16 protein-coding genes are annotated in these 18,942 nt (G+C 66.2%); 4 read left to right on the top strand and 12 right to left on the bottom strand.

The window, feature by feature from the left end; genetic code table 11:
- Positions 1 to 95 precede the first annotated feature (95 nt).
- The 4 genes from CFE35_RS08830 (at position 96) to CFE35_RS08845 (ending at position 5,784) form a co-directional block, all read left to right on the top strand.
- Complete coding sequence (locus CFE35_RS08830; protein WP_292930104.1) at positions 96 to 1,331, top strand: calcium-binding protein; 1,236 nt, start codon at positions 96 to 98, stop codon at positions 1,329 to 1,331.
- A gap of 314 nt (positions 1,332 to 1,645) precedes the next feature.
- Positions 1,646 to 3,037 carry a calcium-binding protein gene (locus CFE35_RS08835; protein WP_292930106.1) on the top strand — a complete coding sequence of 464 codons (1,392 nt, stop codon included), beginning with the start codon at positions 1,646 to 1,648 and terminating at the stop codon, positions 3,035 to 3,037.
- A 218-nt stretch (positions 3,038 to 3,255) separates the two neighbouring features.
- A complete protein-coding gene (locus CFE35_RS08840; protein WP_292930108.1) occupies positions 3,256 to 4,674 on the top strand; it encodes a DASS family sodium-coupled anion symporter in 1,419 nt (472 codons plus the stop codon).
- Between the two features lie 9 nt (positions 4,675 to 4,683).
- Positions 4,684 to 5,784: a TrkA family potassium uptake protein gene (locus CFE35_RS08845; protein ID WP_292930110.1), complete on the top strand. Its 1,101-nt coding sequence runs from the start codon at positions 4,684 to 4,686 to the stop codon at positions 5,782 to 5,784.
- A gap of 12 nt (positions 5,785 to 5,796) precedes the next feature.
- On the opposite strand, the gene CFE35_RS08850 is transcribed toward CFE35_RS08845, so the two are convergent.
- From CFE35_RS08850 to ccoN, 12 genes are all read right to left on the bottom strand, one after another.
- Positions 5,797 to 8,601 (bottom strand): phosphoenolpyruvate carboxylase, encoded by a 2,805-nt coding sequence (locus CFE35_RS08850; protein ID WP_292930112.1) that lies wholly within the window; start codon positions 8,599 to 8,601, stop codon positions 5,797 to 5,799.
- 40 nt (positions 8,602 to 8,641) lie between these two features.
- A complete protein-coding gene (gene eda / locus CFE35_RS08855; protein WP_292930114.1) occupies positions 8,642 to 9,271 on the bottom strand; it encodes a bifunctional 4-hydroxy-2-oxoglutarate aldolase/2-dehydro-3-deoxy-phosphogluconate aldolase in 630 nt (209 codons plus the stop codon).
- A 116-nt stretch (positions 9,272 to 9,387) separates the two neighbouring features.
- On the bottom strand, positions 9,388 to 10,731 hold the full coding sequence (hemN, locus tag CFE35_RS08860) for an oxygen-independent coproporphyrinogen III oxidase (RefSeq protein WP_292930116.1): 1,344 nt from the start codon (positions 10,729 to 10,731) through the stop codon (positions 9,388 to 9,390).
- A complete protein-coding gene (locus tag CFE35_RS08865) occupies positions 10,728 to 10,970 on the bottom strand; it encodes a hypothetical protein (protein ID WP_292930118.1) in 243 nt (80 codons plus the stop codon). The genes hemN and CFE35_RS08865 overlap by 4 nt, the downstream gene beginning before the upstream one ends.
- Positions 10,967 to 11,116: a cbb3-type cytochrome oxidase assembly protein CcoS gene (gene ccoS, locus CFE35_RS08870; protein ID WP_292930120.1), complete on the bottom strand. Its 150-nt coding sequence runs from the start codon at positions 11,114 to 11,116 to the stop codon at positions 10,967 to 10,969. Before ccoS ends, CFE35_RS08865 begins: the two co-directional genes overlap by 4 nt.
- Positions 11,113 to 13,194: a heavy metal translocating P-type ATPase gene (locus tag CFE35_RS08875; protein WP_292930416.1), complete on the bottom strand. Its 2,082-nt coding sequence runs from the start codon at positions 13,192 to 13,194 to the stop codon at positions 11,113 to 11,115. The genes ccoS and CFE35_RS08875 overlap by 4 nt, the downstream gene beginning before the upstream one ends.
- A 32-nt stretch (positions 13,195 to 13,226) precedes the next feature.
- Positions 13,227 to 13,700, bottom strand: coding sequence for a FixH family protein (locus CFE35_RS08880; RefSeq protein ID WP_292930122.1), 474 nt, complete (start codon positions 13,698 to 13,700; stop codon positions 13,227 to 13,229).
- A complete protein-coding gene (gene ccoG, locus CFE35_RS08885) occupies positions 13,700 to 15,169 on the bottom strand; it encodes a cytochrome c oxidase accessory protein CcoG (RefSeq protein WP_292930124.1) in 1,470 nt (489 codons plus the stop codon). The genes CFE35_RS08880 and ccoG overlap by 1 nt, the downstream gene beginning before the upstream one ends.
- A gap of 5 nt (positions 15,170 to 15,174) precedes the next feature.
- Positions 15,175 to 16,107: a cytochrome-c oxidase, cbb3-type subunit III gene (gene ccoP, locus CFE35_RS08890; protein ID WP_292930126.1), complete on the bottom strand. Its 933-nt coding sequence runs from the start codon at positions 16,105 to 16,107 to the stop codon at positions 15,175 to 15,177.
- Positions 16,097 to 16,285 carry a cbb3-type cytochrome c oxidase subunit 3 gene (locus tag CFE35_RS08895; RefSeq protein WP_292930128.1) on the bottom strand — a complete coding sequence of 63 codons (189 nt, stop codon included), beginning with the start codon at positions 16,283 to 16,285 and terminating at the stop codon, positions 16,097 to 16,099. The genes ccoP and CFE35_RS08895 overlap by 11 nt, the downstream gene beginning before the upstream one ends.
- Entirely contained in the window at positions 16,282 to 17,031 is a 750-nt protein-coding gene (gene ccoO / locus CFE35_RS08900; protein ID WP_292930130.1) for a cytochrome-c oxidase, cbb3-type subunit II, read from the bottom strand. The genes CFE35_RS08895 and ccoO overlap by 4 nt, the downstream gene beginning before the upstream one ends.
- Before the next feature lie 24 nt (positions 17,032 to 17,055).
- Positions 17,056 to 18,699 (bottom strand): cytochrome-c oxidase, cbb3-type subunit I, encoded by a 1,644-nt coding sequence (gene ccoN, locus CFE35_RS08905; protein ID WP_292930132.1) that lies wholly within the window; start codon positions 18,697 to 18,699, stop codon positions 17,056 to 17,058.
- Positions 18,700 to 18,942: the final 243 nt, after the last annotated feature.

The raw sequence follows: 18,942 nt of genomic DNA on the forward strand, positions 1-18,942 counted from the left end.
GGCTATTTCGGTTGCATAGGCTTCGCGATCAGCCATACCTTGGCACAATTGTCGGATCACGCGGCCCCGCTGACCGTCCGGATGGGAGAGAGACTATGGCAAACTTCGTGGCAACCACAGCGTTCAATCTGGGCACACTCGATCTCAGCTCGCTCATCACCGACCAGACCGGCAGGACCTTCTTCGACAATATCAACGAAGTCACGGGCAGCAGCGTCGAACAGGATATTGCGGCCTTCCAGTATCTCGATGGCATCACCCGCACGGCCTATTTCGGTGGCTCGGGCATCACATTCGCAGCCGATGGCACCGCCACCGCAGGCACCGTGCGCGCCGTCTCGGTCTACAGCGGCCGGATCGCCGATTTCTCCAAGCCGAACTACATCCTCAGCCGCGTGACGATCAGCGCGCTCGAAATCGTCGGCATCGCCAACACGGCCAGCACGGCTGATGATTTGGCCCTGCTCACCAAAGTACTGGGCGGAGATGATCGGATCCTGCTTTCGGAATTCAAGGACACGATGAACGGCTTTGGTGGCAACGACAAGATCTTCGGCTTCGGCGACGCCGACGTCCTCAATGGCGGCGCGGGCAACGACGTGCTTTCGGGCGGAGACGGCAATGATGTGCTGAACGGCGATGCCGGCAACGACGAGTTGAGCGGCGGCAACGGCGATGACGTGCTCGATGGCGGCGCGGGTGACGATCAACTGCTCGGCAACCTCGGGATCGACATCGCCAGCTATGCCAAGGCCACCGCTGCCGTCACCGTCGATCTGCGCATCACCGTGGCACAGGCCACGGGCGGCGCGGGCCTCGATCTCGTGCTCGGTGTCGAATCGGTCACAGGCTCGAATCTCAACGACCTGCTCGATGGCAGCAAAGCCAACAATGGCCTGATCGGCGGCGGCGGCAACGATACGCTCAATGGCCATGAAGGTGCAGACAGCCTCTCCGGCGGCGCAGGTCAGGACCGGCTCACCGGCGGCACTGGTGCTGACCGCTTCGTATTTGATGCTCCGCTTGCCGGTACGGGCGATACGATCACCGATTTCAGCCACGCGCAGGGCGATCGCATCGTGCTCGACAAGTCGGTGTTCACCGGCCTCACCGGGGCTGCCAACACTGCCCTGGCCGATGCCGCATTCTTCGCCGGAGCAGGCGCCACCGCCGCGCAGGACGCAAGCGACCGCCTGATCTACAACACCTCCACCGGCGTGCTGCTGTATGATCGCGATGGAACCGGCAGCGCCGCCGCCGTGCAGATCGCGCTGATCGGCGAAGCCACCCATCCGGCGCTGGTAGCAGGCGATTTCCTGCTGATCGCCTGATCGGCATAACACTGCAAAAGAGAGGGGGCGCGGCGTTTATCCGCCGCGCCCCTGTTTGGCTGAAGGCCTTGGTCATTGTCGGCGCCGATCATGCGTGCGCCAGATTGGTCGGAAACCACTCTAAGATGTTTGAATTAAATCAGTTGCGGTTTTCAAAGAAGTTGGGCGGACAACTGCAGTGCGCCCACTTTCTGTTTGCGCCAAATTCTTATCAGGCCAGCACAATGGGTTGAAGTGTTGAATTTGTACAAGCGCAAGCCTGTTGCATATGTCATGCCCTGCTCATCCGGTTCCAGAGTTTGAGGGGATTTCAGATGGCGTTTCAAATTGCCGTAAACAGCTCCAGCAACGGCGTCCAATACGCGGTCGATGCGCTGAACGGGCTTCTGATCCCGACGGGGATCACTGTGGTGAGCTCCGAAGATGCTGCCGTTTATGCCAACGGTGGCGGCGCCTCGGTCCAGGTCTTTGGCTTCGTGGGTGGTTATCAGGGCCTCAAGCTCGGCAATGACGGCACGCCCGGAGACGTGATCACCATCGGCAGCAGCGGCACGATCGCCAGCCTGCGTGAAGCGGTAATGCTGAAATCGACCAACGCGGTGCTGACCAATTATGGCCAGATCCATGCGAGTACCTCGGCGGCTGTGGTTTTGAACTCGGCCTCGGGCGGGTTGGCTGGCCGCATCCTCAACTACGGCATGATCCAGGGCAACGGGGGCATCTATGCCGCGACCGGCACGGGCGAGGTCCGCATCATCAACTACGGCACGATCTCGTCCATCGGGTCAAAGGCCATCTACACCGATCTGGGCAATGATCGCCTGATCAATCGCGGACAGATCGAAGGCGATGTCGATCTCTATTCGGGCAACGACACTTTGCTCAATCGCGGCCTGATGACCGGCGATGTGACGACAGGCTCAGGCAGCGATGTTGTAGATAATCGCTCCGGCACGATCGATGGCTCTATCGACCTTGGCTCAAACGCCGATACCTTCATGCCCGGCGCTGGCGCTGAAACCGTCGACGGCGGGGCTGATATCGACACGCTCGATTTCAGCCGATCCTCGGGCGTGACCGTTGCGCTTGATGCCAGCATCGATGGCACCGGCTGGGCCAAAGACGATATCTACATCGGATTCGAATCGATCATCGGCTCAAACAGCGGAAACGATACGTTGATCGGCGGTAATGCCAGCAACATCCTTTCTGGATACGGCGGCAACGATATTCTGAACGGGCTGGCAGGTGCCGACACGCTTTATGGCGGGCGCGGTGCCGATAGATTGGATGGCGGCGCCAACAACGACGAACTCAATGGCGAGGCTGGCCGGGATACCCTGATCGGCGGCGCGGGTTTTGACAAACTCACTGGCGGGGCCGACGCAGACAAGTTCGTCTTCGCGCTCGCCGACGTTGCCGGCAGCGCCAAAAACGGCAGCTTTGACAAGATCTTCGATTTCAAACACGCCGAGGGTGATAAAATCGATCTTTCCGCGATCGACGCCAACACGAATCTGGCTCAGAATCAGGCATTTACTTTCATCGGCACAAAAGCTTTCCACAATGTGACGGGCGAACTCAAGATAGAGGCAGTCGTGGCCGGCTACCTCTTGCAAGGCGATACCAACGGCGATGGCGTCGCTGATTTCACCATTGCCGTACAGCCCGATGCCGTGCTCGTGGCAGCCGATTTCGTGCTCTGAAGCCGCCTGTTTCGGCGAAACCGTTTTCCTACCCCACCCCTCATCGCCTATGGCGGTGAGGTTGGTGCGGCGCGCGCTGGCACTAGCTTGAAGGGGTGGCGGGGCGTGATCGAAGGCAGCGGCTGGCATTTGATCGAAAAATGCGATCAAATCTGCCAAACTGATCGAATGCAAATATCCCTCAGGACCGTGTCAACATGTTCCAGAGATGGGACACAATGACCGCCCGCTCCATCGCCCTCGCACTCGGCCCGCTCGGCCTCCTCGCCACGCTGCTCATCGCCGCGCCTGCCGGGATGCCGCCCACCGCGTGGCACACCGCCGGGCTCGTGTGGTGGATGGCGGTGTGGTGGATGACCGAGGCGATGCCGCTTTCGGCCACCGCCATGCTTCCGTTCATCGTCCTCCCGCTCACCGGGGTAACGGACGCGAACAAGACCGCCTCGGCCTATTATTCGCCGATCATGTTCCTGTTCGTCGGCGGTGCGTTCCTTGCGCTCGCGATCGAGCGCACCGGCCTGCACCGCCGCCTCGCGCTCACCATGCTCGCCCATGCCGGCACCAGCCCGGTGCGCCTGCTGCTCGCGGTCATGGCCGCCACCGCGTCGATCTCGATGTTCATTTCCAACACCTCCACCGCGCTCATCATGATGCCGATGGCGCTCGCCATCCTCACCTCGGGCGGGGTCGAGGAAGGCGAGACCGACGGCATGGCAGGCGCGCTGCCGATGGGCGTTGCCTTCGCGGCCACCTTGGGCGGCTATGGCACCATTGTCGGCACGCCCACCAATGCCATCGCGGCGGGGCTGCTGGATCGGACGCTGGGCGTGAAGATCAGCTTCCTCGAATGGTCCGCCTTCGGCCTCCCCATCGTGCTCATCGGCGTGCCGCTGGCCGCCTTCATCATCGCGCGCGTCCACCGCATCGGCCCTGGCAGCTTCGATCCCGCCGCCGCGCGAAATGCCATCGAACATTCGGTGAAATGGACCGTGCCCGAACGCCGCCTCGTGCCGCTGTTCCTGCTCACCGTCCTCGCGTGGGTCACGCTCCCCCTCACCGAAAGCCTGTTTCCCAAAGGCGGGCTGACAGACGGCACCATCGCCGCCATCGCCGGGCTCACGCTTTTCGTCCTCCCCGATGGCACGGGCCGCGCGATGCTGACGTGGAAGGAAGCCAACCGGATGCCCTGGGACGTGATCCTGATGTTCGGCGGCGGCCTCAGCCTCGCGATGGGGATGGACGCCTCGGGCCTCAGCGATTGGCTCGGCACCGCGATGCTCCCGCTGCGCAGCGTGCCGCTGCCCGTCGTCGCGCTCGTCCTCGTCGGCTTTGTCATCATCGTCACCGAATTTGCCAGCAACATCGCCGCCGCCAGCGGGATCATGCCTGTCGTCGCTGCGCTGTGCGGCGCGCTGGGGGCAGACCCGATCCTCCTCGCCCTTCCCGCCGCGCTAGCGGCCAGCTGGGGCTTCATGCTGCCTGCGGGCACCGGGCCGAACGCGCTGGCCTGGGGCACTGGCCATATCGCCATGCCCCGCGTGCTGCGCGCCGGTTTCCTGCTCGATCTGGCGGGCGTGCTGCTCATCGTCGGCACGGTCTGGGGCATGGCCGCGCTGCTGCGCCTCGGCGGCGGCTGAACCGGGGCGATGGACGAGCTCGCCACCCTCTCCAAAGGCGCAGGCCGCGTGCTCGCATCGCCGCTGCGGCTGCTGATCGGCACGCTGCTCTATGTCGCGGTGGTCTTCGCCGTCTCCACCATCGGCTATATCGCCAGCGGCTGGCCCCCCGGCGATGCGGCCTACATGGTGCTCCTCACCATCTTCTCGGTCGGCTACGGCGAAGTCCGCCCGATCGACACGAACTTCCTGCGCCTGTGGACCACGGCCACGATCGTGCTCGGCTGCACCGGCATGATCGTGCTCACCTCCGCGCTCGTGCAGGTGTTCACCCTGTTCCAGTTCCGCCAGCTCCTGGGGGCAAACAAGATGCAGACCGAAATCGATCGCCTGAAGGACCACGCCGTGATTTGCGGCATGGGCCGCATCGGCCTCCAGCTCGCCAAGGCGCTGACCGAAGCGCGCCATCCCTTCGTGATCATCGAACGCAACCCCGATCTGGCAGACGAAGCCCGCGCCGCAGGCTGGCTGGTGCTGGTGGGCGAAGCGACGCAGGAGGAAACCCTGCGCGCCGCCGGGATCATGCACGCCCGCGTGCTCGCCTCGGTCCTGCCGGATGATGCCGCCAACGTGTTCATCACGCTCTCGGCGCGCAGCCTCAACCCCGCCGTCCAGATCATCGCGCGCGGCGAAGCGCCCACCACTGAACGCAAGCTGTTCCACGCAGGTGCAGACAAAGTAGTGCTCCCCACCCACATCGGCGCGGAACGCATCACCGAACTGATCCTCTACCCCGCGACGGACACCCGCATCCAGGAAGCCGAACACATGGCCGATGCGCGCCGCTTCCTCCACGATCTCGGCCTCGATGTCGAAGTCGTCACCGCCGTCCACAAAGGTGCCCTCACCGGCGCGACCGTGGGCGAAGCAGAGCGCCGCGGCGCGGGCGCGTTCTTCATCGTGCAGATCGACCGCATCAACGGCCAATCCATCCAGCACCCCGGCGAAGACGTGAACATCGAGGAAGGCGACACGCTGGTGCTGGTCGTGCGCGGCACCCGGCTGAGCGCAGGCGCAATCTTCGGCCTGCCCGCCAAACCGGTGAAGCAGGGGCGGACGTTTGTGGGGTGAGGTGTCAGGCCCTCACCCATGCGCCCCAAAGTGGTTCGCAATCGCCGCTGAAATCCGCAGGTTCAGCGCGTGCGCGCGCTCGATGGGATCAATGAACCGCGTGCGGATCGCGCCATATCCCTCCGCGCGGTTGTCCGGGTAGTCGGTCGGTTCGTTCACCGGGAAGTCCTCGATTTCGGGCTCGACCACCGGATAGGCGCGCCGCAGCTGCGCCAGTGCTTCGTCAACCCGCAGCGAGAGGACCATTTCGAGCACATCCTCGCGGCTCACGTCGTTGGAGCGGCTGAACGGCGGCACCTGCACCGCGCGCAGGAACATGTGCATCAGGAGCGCCAGCCGCAGCGACTGCAACAGCGCGATGGTGCGGCGCTGCTTCTCGGTCGCGGTGTTGCGGGCCTCACCCCCCACTGGCTCGTGGGGGATCATCGCCAGCAGCCGGTGCAGCTTCATCCAGTCCACGCGCAACCGCGAGGCGAGCCGACGAAACACGCCCGCACGGTCGTCCTTGGTGAGGTATTCCGCCAGCGCAAGGCAGGCGTCCTCAAGGCTCGTTTCGGTGCCGCGATAGGGCCGGCTTGCCCAGTAGGCGGAGTTGAACAGCTCGCCAAAGCAGGCCACCGTCTTGATCGAGGCAAGGCCGTTGGCCGCGCGCAGCAGCCGCACCAGCTGCCGCCCGCGTGCCGAACGGCCCAGCAGTTCGGCCACCGCCTCGGTCTCCTCGCCCGCCGCGATCCCGGCGCCCGCAATCACGTTCACCGGATAGCCGATTTGCTGCAGGATCGCGTTGTGCGGGATCGCGCGGATTTGCCGCAGGCTCATCGTGCGGTCGCTGGCGATATCCGATTGCCGCCGCGAAACCCGGCTGCCGGTGGTCTTGAGCATCCCCAGCCCGAACGCGGTGACCGCGCGGGCATAGGTCACGCTTTCCAGCTGCTCGCGCTGCACGCGCCGGATCGCGCGGTAGAAATCGAGGGAGAGGTCGGTGCGGTCATAGAACGGATCGGCCTCCGCTTCCCCGCGCAAGGCCTCTTCCGCCTCGATGATCCGCGTCAGCGTGGCGAGCGCCAGTTCGTCCGAGCGGAAGAACAGATAGCCATCCCCGCCCTGAAAGCTCGCCTCCGCCTCCAGCGCGATGTCCGCCTTGGCAAAGCGCCCGCGCGCCCAGCGGCTGAGCGGCCATGTCAGCCGGTCCTCCAGCCCCGAAGGATGCGCCCCGCGCCCCATGCTCTCGCCGTGGGTGTTGAACACCAGCGCCGCCACATCGGTCAGCCCAGCCGCCTTCATCGCCGCCGCGAGCCGCCCCTGCAGGCGCTCGATCGCCAACGCCGCCGGGATCTGCCCCATGAACCGTCCGGCATCCGAGAACCCCGTCTGGATCGCCAGCCGCCCGCGCTGGCGGATATAATCGCGGTAGGCAGGCTCGGCCAGCAGCGCCTCGATAAACCGCCCGCCATGCTCCAGCGCCGCTTCGGTTTCGAACAGCGGCGAGACATCGACCTTGCCATCGATCCCCAGCAGCCGCGCGAAATAGAGCGCCGCGAGCACCGTCTGCGGCTGCTCGCATTCGGCGATCAGCATCCGGATGGGCGCATCGGCATCCACGTGGTGCAGGATCTGCGCCATCACCAGGAACTGGCGCATCGCGGTCGATGTTTCGATGGCCAGCGCGGCGAAATTCGCGCGCAGCGGCTTCACCTCGGCCAGCAGCTCGCGCAGCTTCGAAAGCGCGCTCTTGCTGGCAAGATCCATCGTGCCTTCGGGATCGATCCGCCGCCGCAGCGCGTTCAGCAGCTGCGAGGCGTTCACCCGGAAATGGATCCAGCCCATCCCCAGCCCGTCCGCCCGCATCGCGCCCGCCAGCACGGCGAGCGCAATCGCATCATCGCCGTCCGCTGCCTTTGCTTCGGCCTCCAGTGCGGCGATCACGGGCGTGAGCGAGAGCAGCTTGTCCGGATGCTCCGCTGTCAGCGCATTGGCCGCCGCCGCCAGCGCATCTGGCTCCGCGCCCAGCCCGGTGAAGCGCACCGCCATGTCTGCCGCATGCGCCGCCGCGCCGCGCAAGGTGGCAATCAGCGCGTGTCCGGGCCGCACTGCCGCCAGCTGCGCGCCGTAGCTTTCCAGCCGCCGCGCCTTTTCCATGAGGCGGTAGGCCACCGACGTGGACCACGAAATGTCGGTCCGTCCGTCCATGTCATAGCCGACCCAGCTGGCAAACCGGAACGGCAGCGGGCGGAAATCAAGCCAGCGCCCCGGCCAGCGCGCCCGCGCATGGGCCAGCAGTGCCGCATTGATCCGGTCACGCGCCGCGCCCGCGCGCTCGATGGCGGCCAGCGCTTCATCATGCTCATAGTCCAGCGTCACCTTGGGCGCAGCGCCCGGCACCTGGCACACGGTTGCCGCCATCGGATCATCCGCCAGCGCAGCTTCGGCCACGGCATCGGATTCGGCGGGGCTGAGCAGGAAGGTCGGGTGCGCGGTGAACACGGCGTGGAGCAGCGGCCGTTCCCAGCGGCGGCGGAATTCGGAAAGGCCGTCCTCCTCGTTCAGCAGCGCCGCGATCCGCGCGAGGTTTTCCGCAGGATCGGTCGGCGCGATCAGCCCGCGCAGCTTGGACGCGCGCGCCTGCAACCCCTCGCACTCCAGCGCCGCGACCAGCGCTTCCATCGCGCCCAGATCGAGCGCGCCGCTTTCCAGCTGGCGCGAAAGATCATGGCTCAGCTGAAACACCGGATTGAACAGCGGGGTCTCGGCGGTCTGCGCGTGCAGCTGCTGCAACCGGTCTCTCAGCGAATCGACCCCAAAAGAACTATCCGCCATCGGCTTCGCCTTCCCCGGTTTGCGCCTCACTCCAAATGGCTCAGTTGCGCGTCAGTGCCGCGGCCGCGCGCGCTGCAGCTTCAATGGCCGCGCTATCAGGATCCCCCCCAGAGGCGGTCTGGCCGACCACCCACGAGCCGCCGACGCACAGCACAGGCCCAAAGCCCAACCAGTCCGGCGCAGATTCCAGCGTGATCCCGCCCGTCGGGCAAAACTGGCACTGATGAAACGGCCCGGCAAGCGCCTTCAATGCAGGCAAACCGCCCGACGTGGCAGCCGGGAAGAACTTGAAATGCGTCAGCCCCAGATCAAGCCCGCGCATGATATCGCCCGCATTGGCGATGCCGGGCAGATAGGGAATGCCGGAAGACACCGCCGCCGCGCCCAGCCGCTCGGTAAGGCCGGGCGAAACGATGAATTCCGCGCCCGCATCGATCGAGGCCTTGAGCGTGGCCGGATCGGTCACCGTGCCCGCGCCGACAATCGCGCCTTCGACGCTGCGCATCGCGCGGATCACATCGAGCGCAACCGGCGTGCGCAGCGTGACTTCAAGCACGCGCAGCCCGCCCGCTACCAGCGCGCGCGCCACGGGCACGGCGTGGGCCACGTCCTCGATCACCAGCACCGGAATGACCGGAGCCGTGCGCATGATGGTTTCAATAGGCTTCATGGGAACTCGCGTGGCTGGTTGGATGAGCACCAGACCTACCGCGCGCAGGGCCGCCATGCAGCCTGCAATCGCCCATCCGCATAGCTATTCTTCGGTTTGAAGGTGCTGTCCCCGCCTCAGATCGCCGAACTGAAGCTGCGCTCTTCGGTGCGATAGGCATCGAAAACCGAGGCAATCGCCCGCGCATAAGGCGCCGCACTGCGCTCCAGCCGCAGCCAGCCACGCTCGGTGGTGATCAGCCCCGCCGCGGCAAACGGCTCCAGCCGCGCGCGCGCCGCGTTCAGCAGGTCAGGTTCGATCCATGCCGCGCCCTTGCACAGCAGCGCCTCGATCACGCCGGCGCGCCGCGCGTCCTCGGCGGTGGTCTCCAGCCCCTTGCGTCCCGAGAGTTGGTCCGCGCCGATCAACATGCGATAACGTCCGGGGTTCTTCTCGTTCTGCACCATCACGCCCGGCAATTCGCTGATCGCCGAAGCGCCAAGCCCGATCAGAACCGACGCGGGATCGCTGGTAAAGCCCTGGAAATTGCGCCGCAGCTTGCCCTCGCGCGCCGCCACGGCAAGGCTGTCGTCGGGCAGTGCAAAGTGATCGAAGCCCACCGCCTGATAGCCAGCGTCCATCAATTGCCGCGCGCCCATTGCCGCCATGCGGAAGCGCCCGCGCTGGTCCGGCAAGTCCGAGGCATCGATCCGGCGCTGGCGCGGGATCATGTGCGGCACGTGGGCATAGCCGAACAGCGCGATCCGCTCGGGCGCCATCGCCGCCGTCTGCGCCAGCGTTTCCGCCAGCACGTCATCGGTCTGGTGCGGCAGGCCGTACATGAGGTCGAAATTGATCGAGCCGACCTTGGCCGCGCGCAGCCCTTCGACCGCGCGCTCGATCATCTCGATCGGCTGCACCCGCCCGATGGCGGCCTGCACGGCGGGGTTCAGCGTCTGCACGCCAAGGCTCACGCGCGTCACGCCGATGCCCCGGATCGCGGTGAGCCAATCGCGCGTTAGGGTGCGGGGATCGAGCTCTACCGAAAGCGCAGGCCGCACGAAGCGGAACGCCAGCACCAGCGCATCGATCAGCCGCACGAATTCGGTCGGCGGCACGGCATTGGGGCTGCCCCCGCCGAATGCGATATGTTCGATCCGCACCGAGGGGTCGAGCATCTCCGCCACCAGCGCAATCTCGCGGTGCAGCGCCTCCAGATAGGCAGTCAGGCGGTGGCGCTTGTTGGCCGCGCCCGTGTTGCAGCCGCAGTACCAGCAGATCTCTTCGCAATAAGGAATGTGGAGATAGATCGAAACTGGGCCGCTCAGCCGTTCGAGCGCCGCACGCTGCCGGGCCTCGAAGCTTTCCTCGACGAACTCCGCCGCCGTGGGATAGCTGGTATACCGCGGCACGGGCCGCGCGAGCAGCGCCGGGTGATAGGTCCAATCGGCGAATGTCTCGGCTGCGGTCGGTTCGCTCATGGCCCGGGATCCTCCTCCTCGTCGTTATCCCCGCAGCAATTGCCACCCGCAAAGCGGCCCCGCATTGCGCTATGGCAAATCTTGCAACTCTGCTTTTCCGGATCGTGCTTTTTTGTTGGCAGCCGGATCGGCGCGCCGTCGCCGCAGATCGCGATCATCACCGGGCGCGGGGCCGCCTGCGCCGGGATCGCCAGTTGCAGCACCGCCAGCGTGCTGAGCAGGGCAAAGGTGCGCTTCATAGGGGCTCATCCTCATCGATCAGGATGCGCGCCGCCGCGCCATCAAGATCGCTGAACTGCCCGCCCCGCAGCGCCCAGAAAAAGGCGGCAAGGCCAGTGAGGCCCATGCCGAGCGCGATGGGGATCAGGACAAGTATGGAGGTCATTTCGCGGCTCCCGCAAGGCGCAGCGAATTGCCCACCACGATCAGCGAGGATGTCGCCATGGCAATCGCGGCCACCAGCGGGGTGACCATGCCCGCCATCGCCAGCGGCACCGCCAGCACGTTGTAGACGATCGCAGCTGCGAAGTTTTCGCGCACCACCCGCATCGTGCTGCGTGCTGCCCGTACCGTGCGCGGCAGGGCGAGCAGCGAATCCCCGGTGAACACGAAGTCCGCCGCCTGCCGCCCCACATCGCTGGCACTGCCCGGCGCGATGGAAGCATCCGCCGCCGCAAGCGCGGGGCCATCGTTGATCCCGTCGCCCACCATCAGCACGCGCTTGCCCGCGCGTTGCAGCCGCTGGATCGCATCGAGCTTGTCCGTCGGCAGCGCCGCAGCCTGGCCCGTCAGCCCCGTCTCGCGCGCGGTGAGCGCCACGGCCGCCGGAACATCGCCCGAAAGGATCGAGGCCTGCACGCCCAGCGCCCCCAGCTCCGCCAGCGCCGCGCGCGTATCGGGCCGCAGCCGGTCGGCAAAGCCGATCACGCGCACCGGTCCCGCGCCAATTGCCAGCGCCGCTGCCGTGCCGCCGCTTTGCGAAGGCCGCCCGAGCGCGACCGCCTGACCATTCCACGTTCCCGAAACCCCGCGCCCCGCCGTCTCGCGCACGTGCTCCAGGCTTGCCGCGCGCACGCCGCGCGCCGCCAGTGCCAAGGCCAGCGCCTGCGAGAGCGGATGGCGGCTGTGGCTCGCCAGCGCGAGCGCGACTGCGGCTTCCACTTCAGAAAGCGCGTCCAGCACCGCCGGATCGGGCACCGGGCGGCCCATCGTCAGCGTGCCCGTCTTGTCGAGCAGCACACGGTCCACCCGCGCCAGCCGCTCGATCGCGCTGCCGTCCTTGACCATCACGCCCTGCTTGAGCAGCGCGCCCGCCGCCACCACTTGCGCCACCGGCACCGCGAGGCCCAGCGCGCAAGGGCAGGTGATGATCAGCACCGCGATCCCCACCACCAGCGCCTGATGAAACGAAGCGCCCGCGATCAGCCACCCGGCAAAGCTCAGCGCCGCCAGCGTATGCACCGCCGGGGCATAGAGCCGCGAGGCACGGTCCGCGATGCGCACGAAGGCGCTCCGCCCCTGCCCCGCCGCTTCCATCGCCTGCGCGATCTCCGCCAGCGCCGTGCCCTGCCCCGCTGCGGTCACCACCACATCGACCGGCCCATCCAGATTGAGCATCCCCGCCAGCACGCACTGCCCCGGCCCGGCAGGCACGGGCGCGGTCTCGCCGGTCAGCAGCGATTGGTCGAACCGGCCGGTTCCGCTGGCAATCTCGCCATCCGCCGCCAGCCGCTCGCCCACGCCCACGCGCATCAGCATCCCCGGCGCGAGCATAGCCGCCGCCGTCCAGTGCAGCGCGCCCTCTGCGCCGACCACCATCGCCCCGCTGGCGGCCTGCCGCAGCAGCGCCGCCACCCCGGCGCGCGCGCGGTCGCGCATCATCGCATCGAGCGCGCGGCCTGCCAGCAGGAACAGCAGCAGCATCAGCGTGCCATCGAACCACGCTTCCGCGCCGCCGGTCACCGTCTCGTAGCAGGAAAGCCCCGTCGCCAGCGTCACGCCGATGGAAATCGGCACGTCCATGTTGGTGCGCCCACGCTTCAGCGCGCCGAGCGCCGAGCGGAAGAACGGCTGCCCGGCATAGAGGATCGCGGGCACCCCGATCAGCGCCGAAAGCCAGTGAAACAGATCGCGCGTGCTGCCATCCGCGCCAGACCAGACGCTGACCGAAAGCAGCATCACGTTCATGCAGGCAAACGCCGCCACCGCCAGCGGCGCGAGCAATTCGCGCGAGGCCGAGGGCGGCTCCAGCGCATCCTCGCGCGGCTCTGCCGCGAAGCCCGCGCCCGCCAGCGCGGCCACCAGTGCGGGGATTTCCACTTGCGCCGCATGATCGACCGCAATGGTCCGCGCGGTCAGGTTCGCCCGCGCCGAAGCCACCCCCGGCACCGCGCCCAGCGCGCGCTCCACCTTCCCCATGCAGCCCGCGCAGTGCATCCCCGGCACCGCCAGCACGCTGCGCATGACCTCAGGGGCGAGCCTTGCTGGCGCCGCGTTCACAGCGCGTCATCCTCGGCATGCCACACATGGCCACCCGCGCGCACTTCAACCGCCACGTGCCAGCGGCCCGCAGGCAGCGCTGCCTCGTAAACCCCCGGTGCCACTTCGCGCGGGGTCAGAACCACCGCCGCCTTTGCGCCGAGCGGATGGTCCGCCTCAGCCCGCACCGCCGCGCCCGTCAGCGGCCGTCCGTTGGCGTCGCTCAGTTGCAGGCGCACGGTGCCGTGCTCGGTCCGCCCGAGCGCCAGCTTCCACCCCAACGCCTTGTCCGCCGCCGCCGCGCCCAGCAGGCGGTTGAACCCCTGACTGGCGACATAGGAGTTCTCCACCACCGTCCCGCTGAACGTCGCCACCGCAAGGTTGGCGAGAAGCATGTTCACGCCGATCACCACGCCGAAGAAGCCGATCATCACCAGCGCCATGTGCCGCCCGGTAAACGGCTTGGCGGTTCGTGCTGCAAGCGGTGCCATCAGTCGTGCTCCTCTTCTTCATGCTCGCTACCGGGTGCGGCGAAATGGGTTTCGCGGCGCACCGCCTGGCCATCCTTGTCCAGCGCAGTCGCGCGCAAGGTAAAGTCGTGCGACCGCGCCTTGTCTGCGGGCACCACGGCATAGAGCCGCACTTTGGCCGTGCTGTCCGCCGGCACCGCCACATCGATAGTCGCCCGCGCCGCGCCCGGTGCCATCTCGTCGGTATAGAGCGCCGCTCCGGGCAGCCCTTCGGCGGCAATGCGCAGGGTGCGCGGGCGGTCTTCCATGTTGCGCAGCGCCAGCGTGAAGGCATTACGCACCGCCCCGCCTGAAAGCTGCACGAACTCGGGATTGCGTTCACGCGCCACCGAAAGCGTCAGCCGCTCGCGCGCGCCAAGCAGGAACAGCAGCGCCACGCCAATCCCGCCCCACACCGCGAAATAGGCCAGGATACGCGGGCGCAGCAGCACCTTGATGGCCGGACGCGCCGCCTCACCCTTGATCTCGCGTTCGGCATCGATCAGCGTGCAATAGTCGATCAACCCGCGCGGACGGCCAATCGAGGCCATCGCCTTGTCGCAGGCATCGACGCACAGCGCGCAGGTGATGCAGCCGATCTGCGGCCCCTCGCGGATGTCGATGCCCGTTGGGCACACCGCCACGCACTGCTTGCAATCGATGCAGTCACCCAGCGGGCTCGCAGCCCCTTTCGCTTCCTTGAGCGAACCGCGCGGCTCGCCCCGCCAGTGCTTGTAGGTCACCGTCAGCGAATTCTCGTCCAGCATCGCGGTCTGGATGCGCGGCCAGGGGCACATGTAGATGCACACCTGCTCGCGCATGAAGCCGCCGAGCCAGAAGGTCGTGAACGTCAGGATGCCCGTGCAGGCATAAGCCACCGGGGCCGCCGTCCCGGTCCAGAACTCGCGCTGCAAGGTCGGCGCATCGGCAAAGTAGAAGATCCACGCGCCGCCAGTCACGAACGCGATGCCAAGGTAGACGCTCCACTTGAACATCCGCCGCACGAACTTGGCCGGGGTCCAGGGCGCGGCATTCAGCCGCATCTGCGCATTGCGATCCCCGTCGATCAGGCGGTCGACATGCTGGTAAAGGTCGGTCCACACCGTCTGCGGGCAGGCATAGCCGCACCATGCGCGGCCCACCGCGCTCGTCACGAGGAACAGCCCGATCCCCGCCATGATGAGCAGCCCGGCCACGAAGTAGAACTCCTGCGGCCAGATCTCGATGGCGAACATGTAGAACCGGCGGTGCGCCAGATCGACCAGCACCGCCTGCCCGGGGGCATGTGGCCCCCGGTCCCAGCGGATCCACGGCGTGCCCCAGTAGACCGCAAGGCACACCGCCATGACCAGCCACTTGAAGCGGCGGAACGGCCCGTCAACCTTGCGGGGGAACACTGCCGTCCGCTTGGCATAGAGCGGTGCGGGCTTATTGGGATCAAGCGCGTTCATGGTGGTTACTGCGCTGCCCCCGCTTCTGGAGCAGGAGCCGCCACAGGCGCCGCCTCGCCGCCGCCCAGCGAGTGGACATAGACCGCCAGCATCTTGATCGTGACTGCATCGAGCCGCCCGTTCCACGCGGGCATCACCCCGGCATGGGCATTGGTCACCGTCTCGGTCAGCGCGGCACGGTCTCCGCCATAGAGCCAGATCTTGTCGCTCAGCTTGGGCGCGCCAAGACCCCGGTTCCCCTCGCCCGCCGCGCCGTGGCACACCGCGCAGTTGTTGGCGAAGATCTGCGCCCCGCGCCGCGCGGCTGCGCCTGCAGGCTCCTGCTTGCTCAGCGCGCGCACGTGGCTCACCACATCCTGCACTTCAGACGCCTTGAGGATACCGTCGCGGCCAAAGCTGGGCATCAGGCTGGTGCGGGTTGCATCATCGCCGGGATGGCGAATGCCATGCACCAGCGTCTGCTGGATCGTTTCCAGATCGCCGCCCCACAGCCAGTCGTCGTCGTTGAGGTTGGGATAGCCTTTTGCCCCCGCTGCGCCCGAACCGTGGCACTGCACGCAGTTCACCTTGAACGCCGCGTGCCCGCCTTCGATGGCCGCGCGCTGCAGCGCCGGATTGGCGGCCAGCGCAGTGATCGGCGTTGCCGCAATGGCATCCTGCACAGCTTTGTGCTCGGCCTTCTGGTGCGCCATGTCCTCGGCCAGCAGGCCCCGGCTGCTCCAGCCAAGCGTGCCCTTGCTTGCCGAATGGAGCATCGGGATCGCCGGATAGAGCACGACATAGACGAGCGCGAACACGATCGAGGCGTAGAAGGTCCACAGCCACCAGCGCGGCAGCGGCGTATCCAGTTCCTCGATCCCGTCCCATTCATGGCCGACCTTGGCCGTGCCCGTCGCCGCGTCGATCACCTTTCCATGGTGCGTGTTGTCATGCGTCATTGGAGTCATCCTCGAAGATCGAGAGGGCCGCATCGCGGCTCGCCGTGCGCCCGCCCGGGCGGAACGGCCAGAGGCACAGCGCCACGAAGATCAGCGCCATGATCGCCAGCCCCCAGCTGTCGGCCAGATGCCGCAGCTGGTCATAAGTCGAATGGGTGGAAAGCTGCAGGAAGGTCACCGGCCCTTCTCCTTCGCCAGATGTTCCTGCGCCGCCGGGGCGTTCACATCGACCATCGTGCCCAGCACCTGCAGATAGGCGACCAGCGCATCCATCTCGGTCAGGCGCTTCGGATCGCCATCGAAATCGCGCACGACCGCCTTGGGATAATGCTTCAGGAAGGCAGCGTGATCGGCTTCGGGATCGGCCTGCGCCTTGAGGTCGTCATTGGCGGCGGCAATCTCTTCCTTGGTATAGGGCACGCCCACCCGCTCCAGCGTCTGCAGCGCGGGCACCATGTCGCCCTGATCGAGCGGCTGCACCTTGAGGAAGGCATAGTTCGGCATGATCGATTCCGGCACCAGTTCGCGCGGGGCGGAAAGGTGCTGGACATGCCATTCATCCGAATACTTGCCGCCCACGCGCGCCAGATCCGGACCCGTCCGCTTCGATCCCCACTGGAACGGGTGATCGTACATCGATTCCGCCGCCAGGCTGTAGTGGCCGTAGCGTTCCACTTCGTCGCGGAATGGGCGGATCATCTGGCTGTGGCAGGTATAGCAGCCCTCGCGCACGTAGATATCGCGCCCGGCCTGTTCGAGCGGGGTGTAGGGACGCATCCCCTGCACCTTTTCGATCGTGTTATCGATCCAGAACAGCGGCGCGATCTCCACGATCCCGCCCACCGTCACCGCCGCGAAGGCAAGCACGCCCAGCAGGGTGACGTTGCGTTCCAGCTTCCGGTGGCGTTCCATGAAAGTAGCCATGTTGGTATCTCCTGTCCGGGCTGGTCAGATGGCGGTCGCAGGCGCGAGCGGAACGTCGCGCGCCGGGTCGAAGGCGGCCGAATGCATCGGCGCTTCGCTGCGATAGTGGCCAAGGATGGTCCGGGTGATGTTGGTGGCCATGACGGCCGCGCCCGAGAGGTAGAGCAGACCGCCCACCACGCGCAGCGCATACATCGGGTGGAGCGCGGCGACGGTATCGGCGAACGAGTTCACCAGATAGCCGTCCGGCCCGTATTCGCGCCACATCAGGCCCTGGGTGATCCCCGCCACCCACATCGCGGCGGTGTAGAAAACGATCCCCAGCGTCGCGAGCCAGAAGTGCCAGTTCACCATGCGCAAGGAGTAGAGCCGTTCACGGCCCCACAAACGCGGCGCAAGGTAGTAGAGGCAGCTGAACGTGATCATCCCGTTCCAGCCCAGCGCGCCCGAATGCACGTGGCCAATGGTCCAGTCGGTATAGTGCGAAAGCGAGTTGACCGACTTGATGCTCATCATCGGCCCCTCGAACGTGCTCATCCCGTAGAAGGCGAGCGCGAGGACCATCATGCGCAGGATCGGATCGGTGCGGATCTTGTCCCACGCGCCGTTGAGCGTCATCAGGCCGTTGATCATCCCGCCCCAGCTCGGCATCCACAGCATGACCGAGAAGACCATGCCCAGCGTCTGCGCCCAATCGGGCAGCGCGGTGTAGTGCAAGTGGTGCGGACCCGCCCAGATATAGAGGAAGATCAGCGCCCAGAAGTGGATGATCGAAAGCCGGTAGGAATAGACCGGGCGTTCGGCCTGCTTCGGCACGAAGTAGTACATCATCGCGAGGAAGCCGGCGGTGAGGAAGAAGCCCACCGCGTTGTGGCCATACCACCACTGCACCAGCGCGCCCTGCACCCCGCCGAACAGCGGATAGCTGCGCGAGCCGAAGAAGCTGACCGGCACGTTGAGGTTGTTCACCAGATGCAGCATCGCCACGGTCAGGATGAACGAGAGGTAGAACCAGTTGGCGACGTAGATATGCGGTTCAGACCGCTTCAGCAGCGTGGCGACGAAGACCGCGAGATAGGCGACCCAGACCACCGTGAGCCACAGATCGACGTACCATTCCGGTTCAGCGTACTCCTTGCCCTGCGAAATGCCCATCAGGTAGCCGGTTGCCGCCAGCACGATGAACAGCTGGTAGCCCCAGAACACGAAGGTCGCGAGGCCCGGCAGCGCGAGCCGCGTGCGGCAGGTGCGCTGGACCACGTAGAACGAAGTCGCGATTAGCGCGTTTCCGCCGAAGGCAAAGATGACCGCCGATGTGTGCAGCGGGCGCAGCCGCCCGAAATTGATCCATTGCAGCCCCAGATTGAGCTGCGGAAACGCCAGTTCCAGCGCGATCCACAGCCCCGCCAGAAACCCCGCCATGCCCCAAAACACCGTGGCGATGACGCCCAGCCGGATCAGGTCGTCGTCATAACGTTCTGTATCGACCGGGCGAATCGCCGCTGCCGGATCCCAGCCGCGCACCGTGGCGACAAGCCCGATCAACGCGGCAAGACCGCAGATCATCATATGGATGGCAAAGCCGCTATCGGCCGCCAGCGCGGTGGCGATCACCGCGAAAAATAACGCGCCAAGCCAAATGCCAGTACGCGGGAGTACGGAATCCATGGGAAGTACCCTTCCATGTCGGGTTTCTGGTTCAAGTCCTGGAACCGTCCCTGCCCGTCCTTCGCCCTTGCAACATTGACCCGTGTCAATTTGCAGCGCGCGCCTGAAAATGACCTGAAATCATTGTCCTTTCCGGTTACAATTTTCCTTCGCAATTTGCGCTCCATCAATGTCGGCAGCAGGGTCCCGAGGCATCTGGCCCCTGTGCTGCGGTCCACATGCAGTCCTGCGAGGGGCAGGACA

Source organism: Novosphingobium sp. PASSN1, from assembly GCF_002278815.1.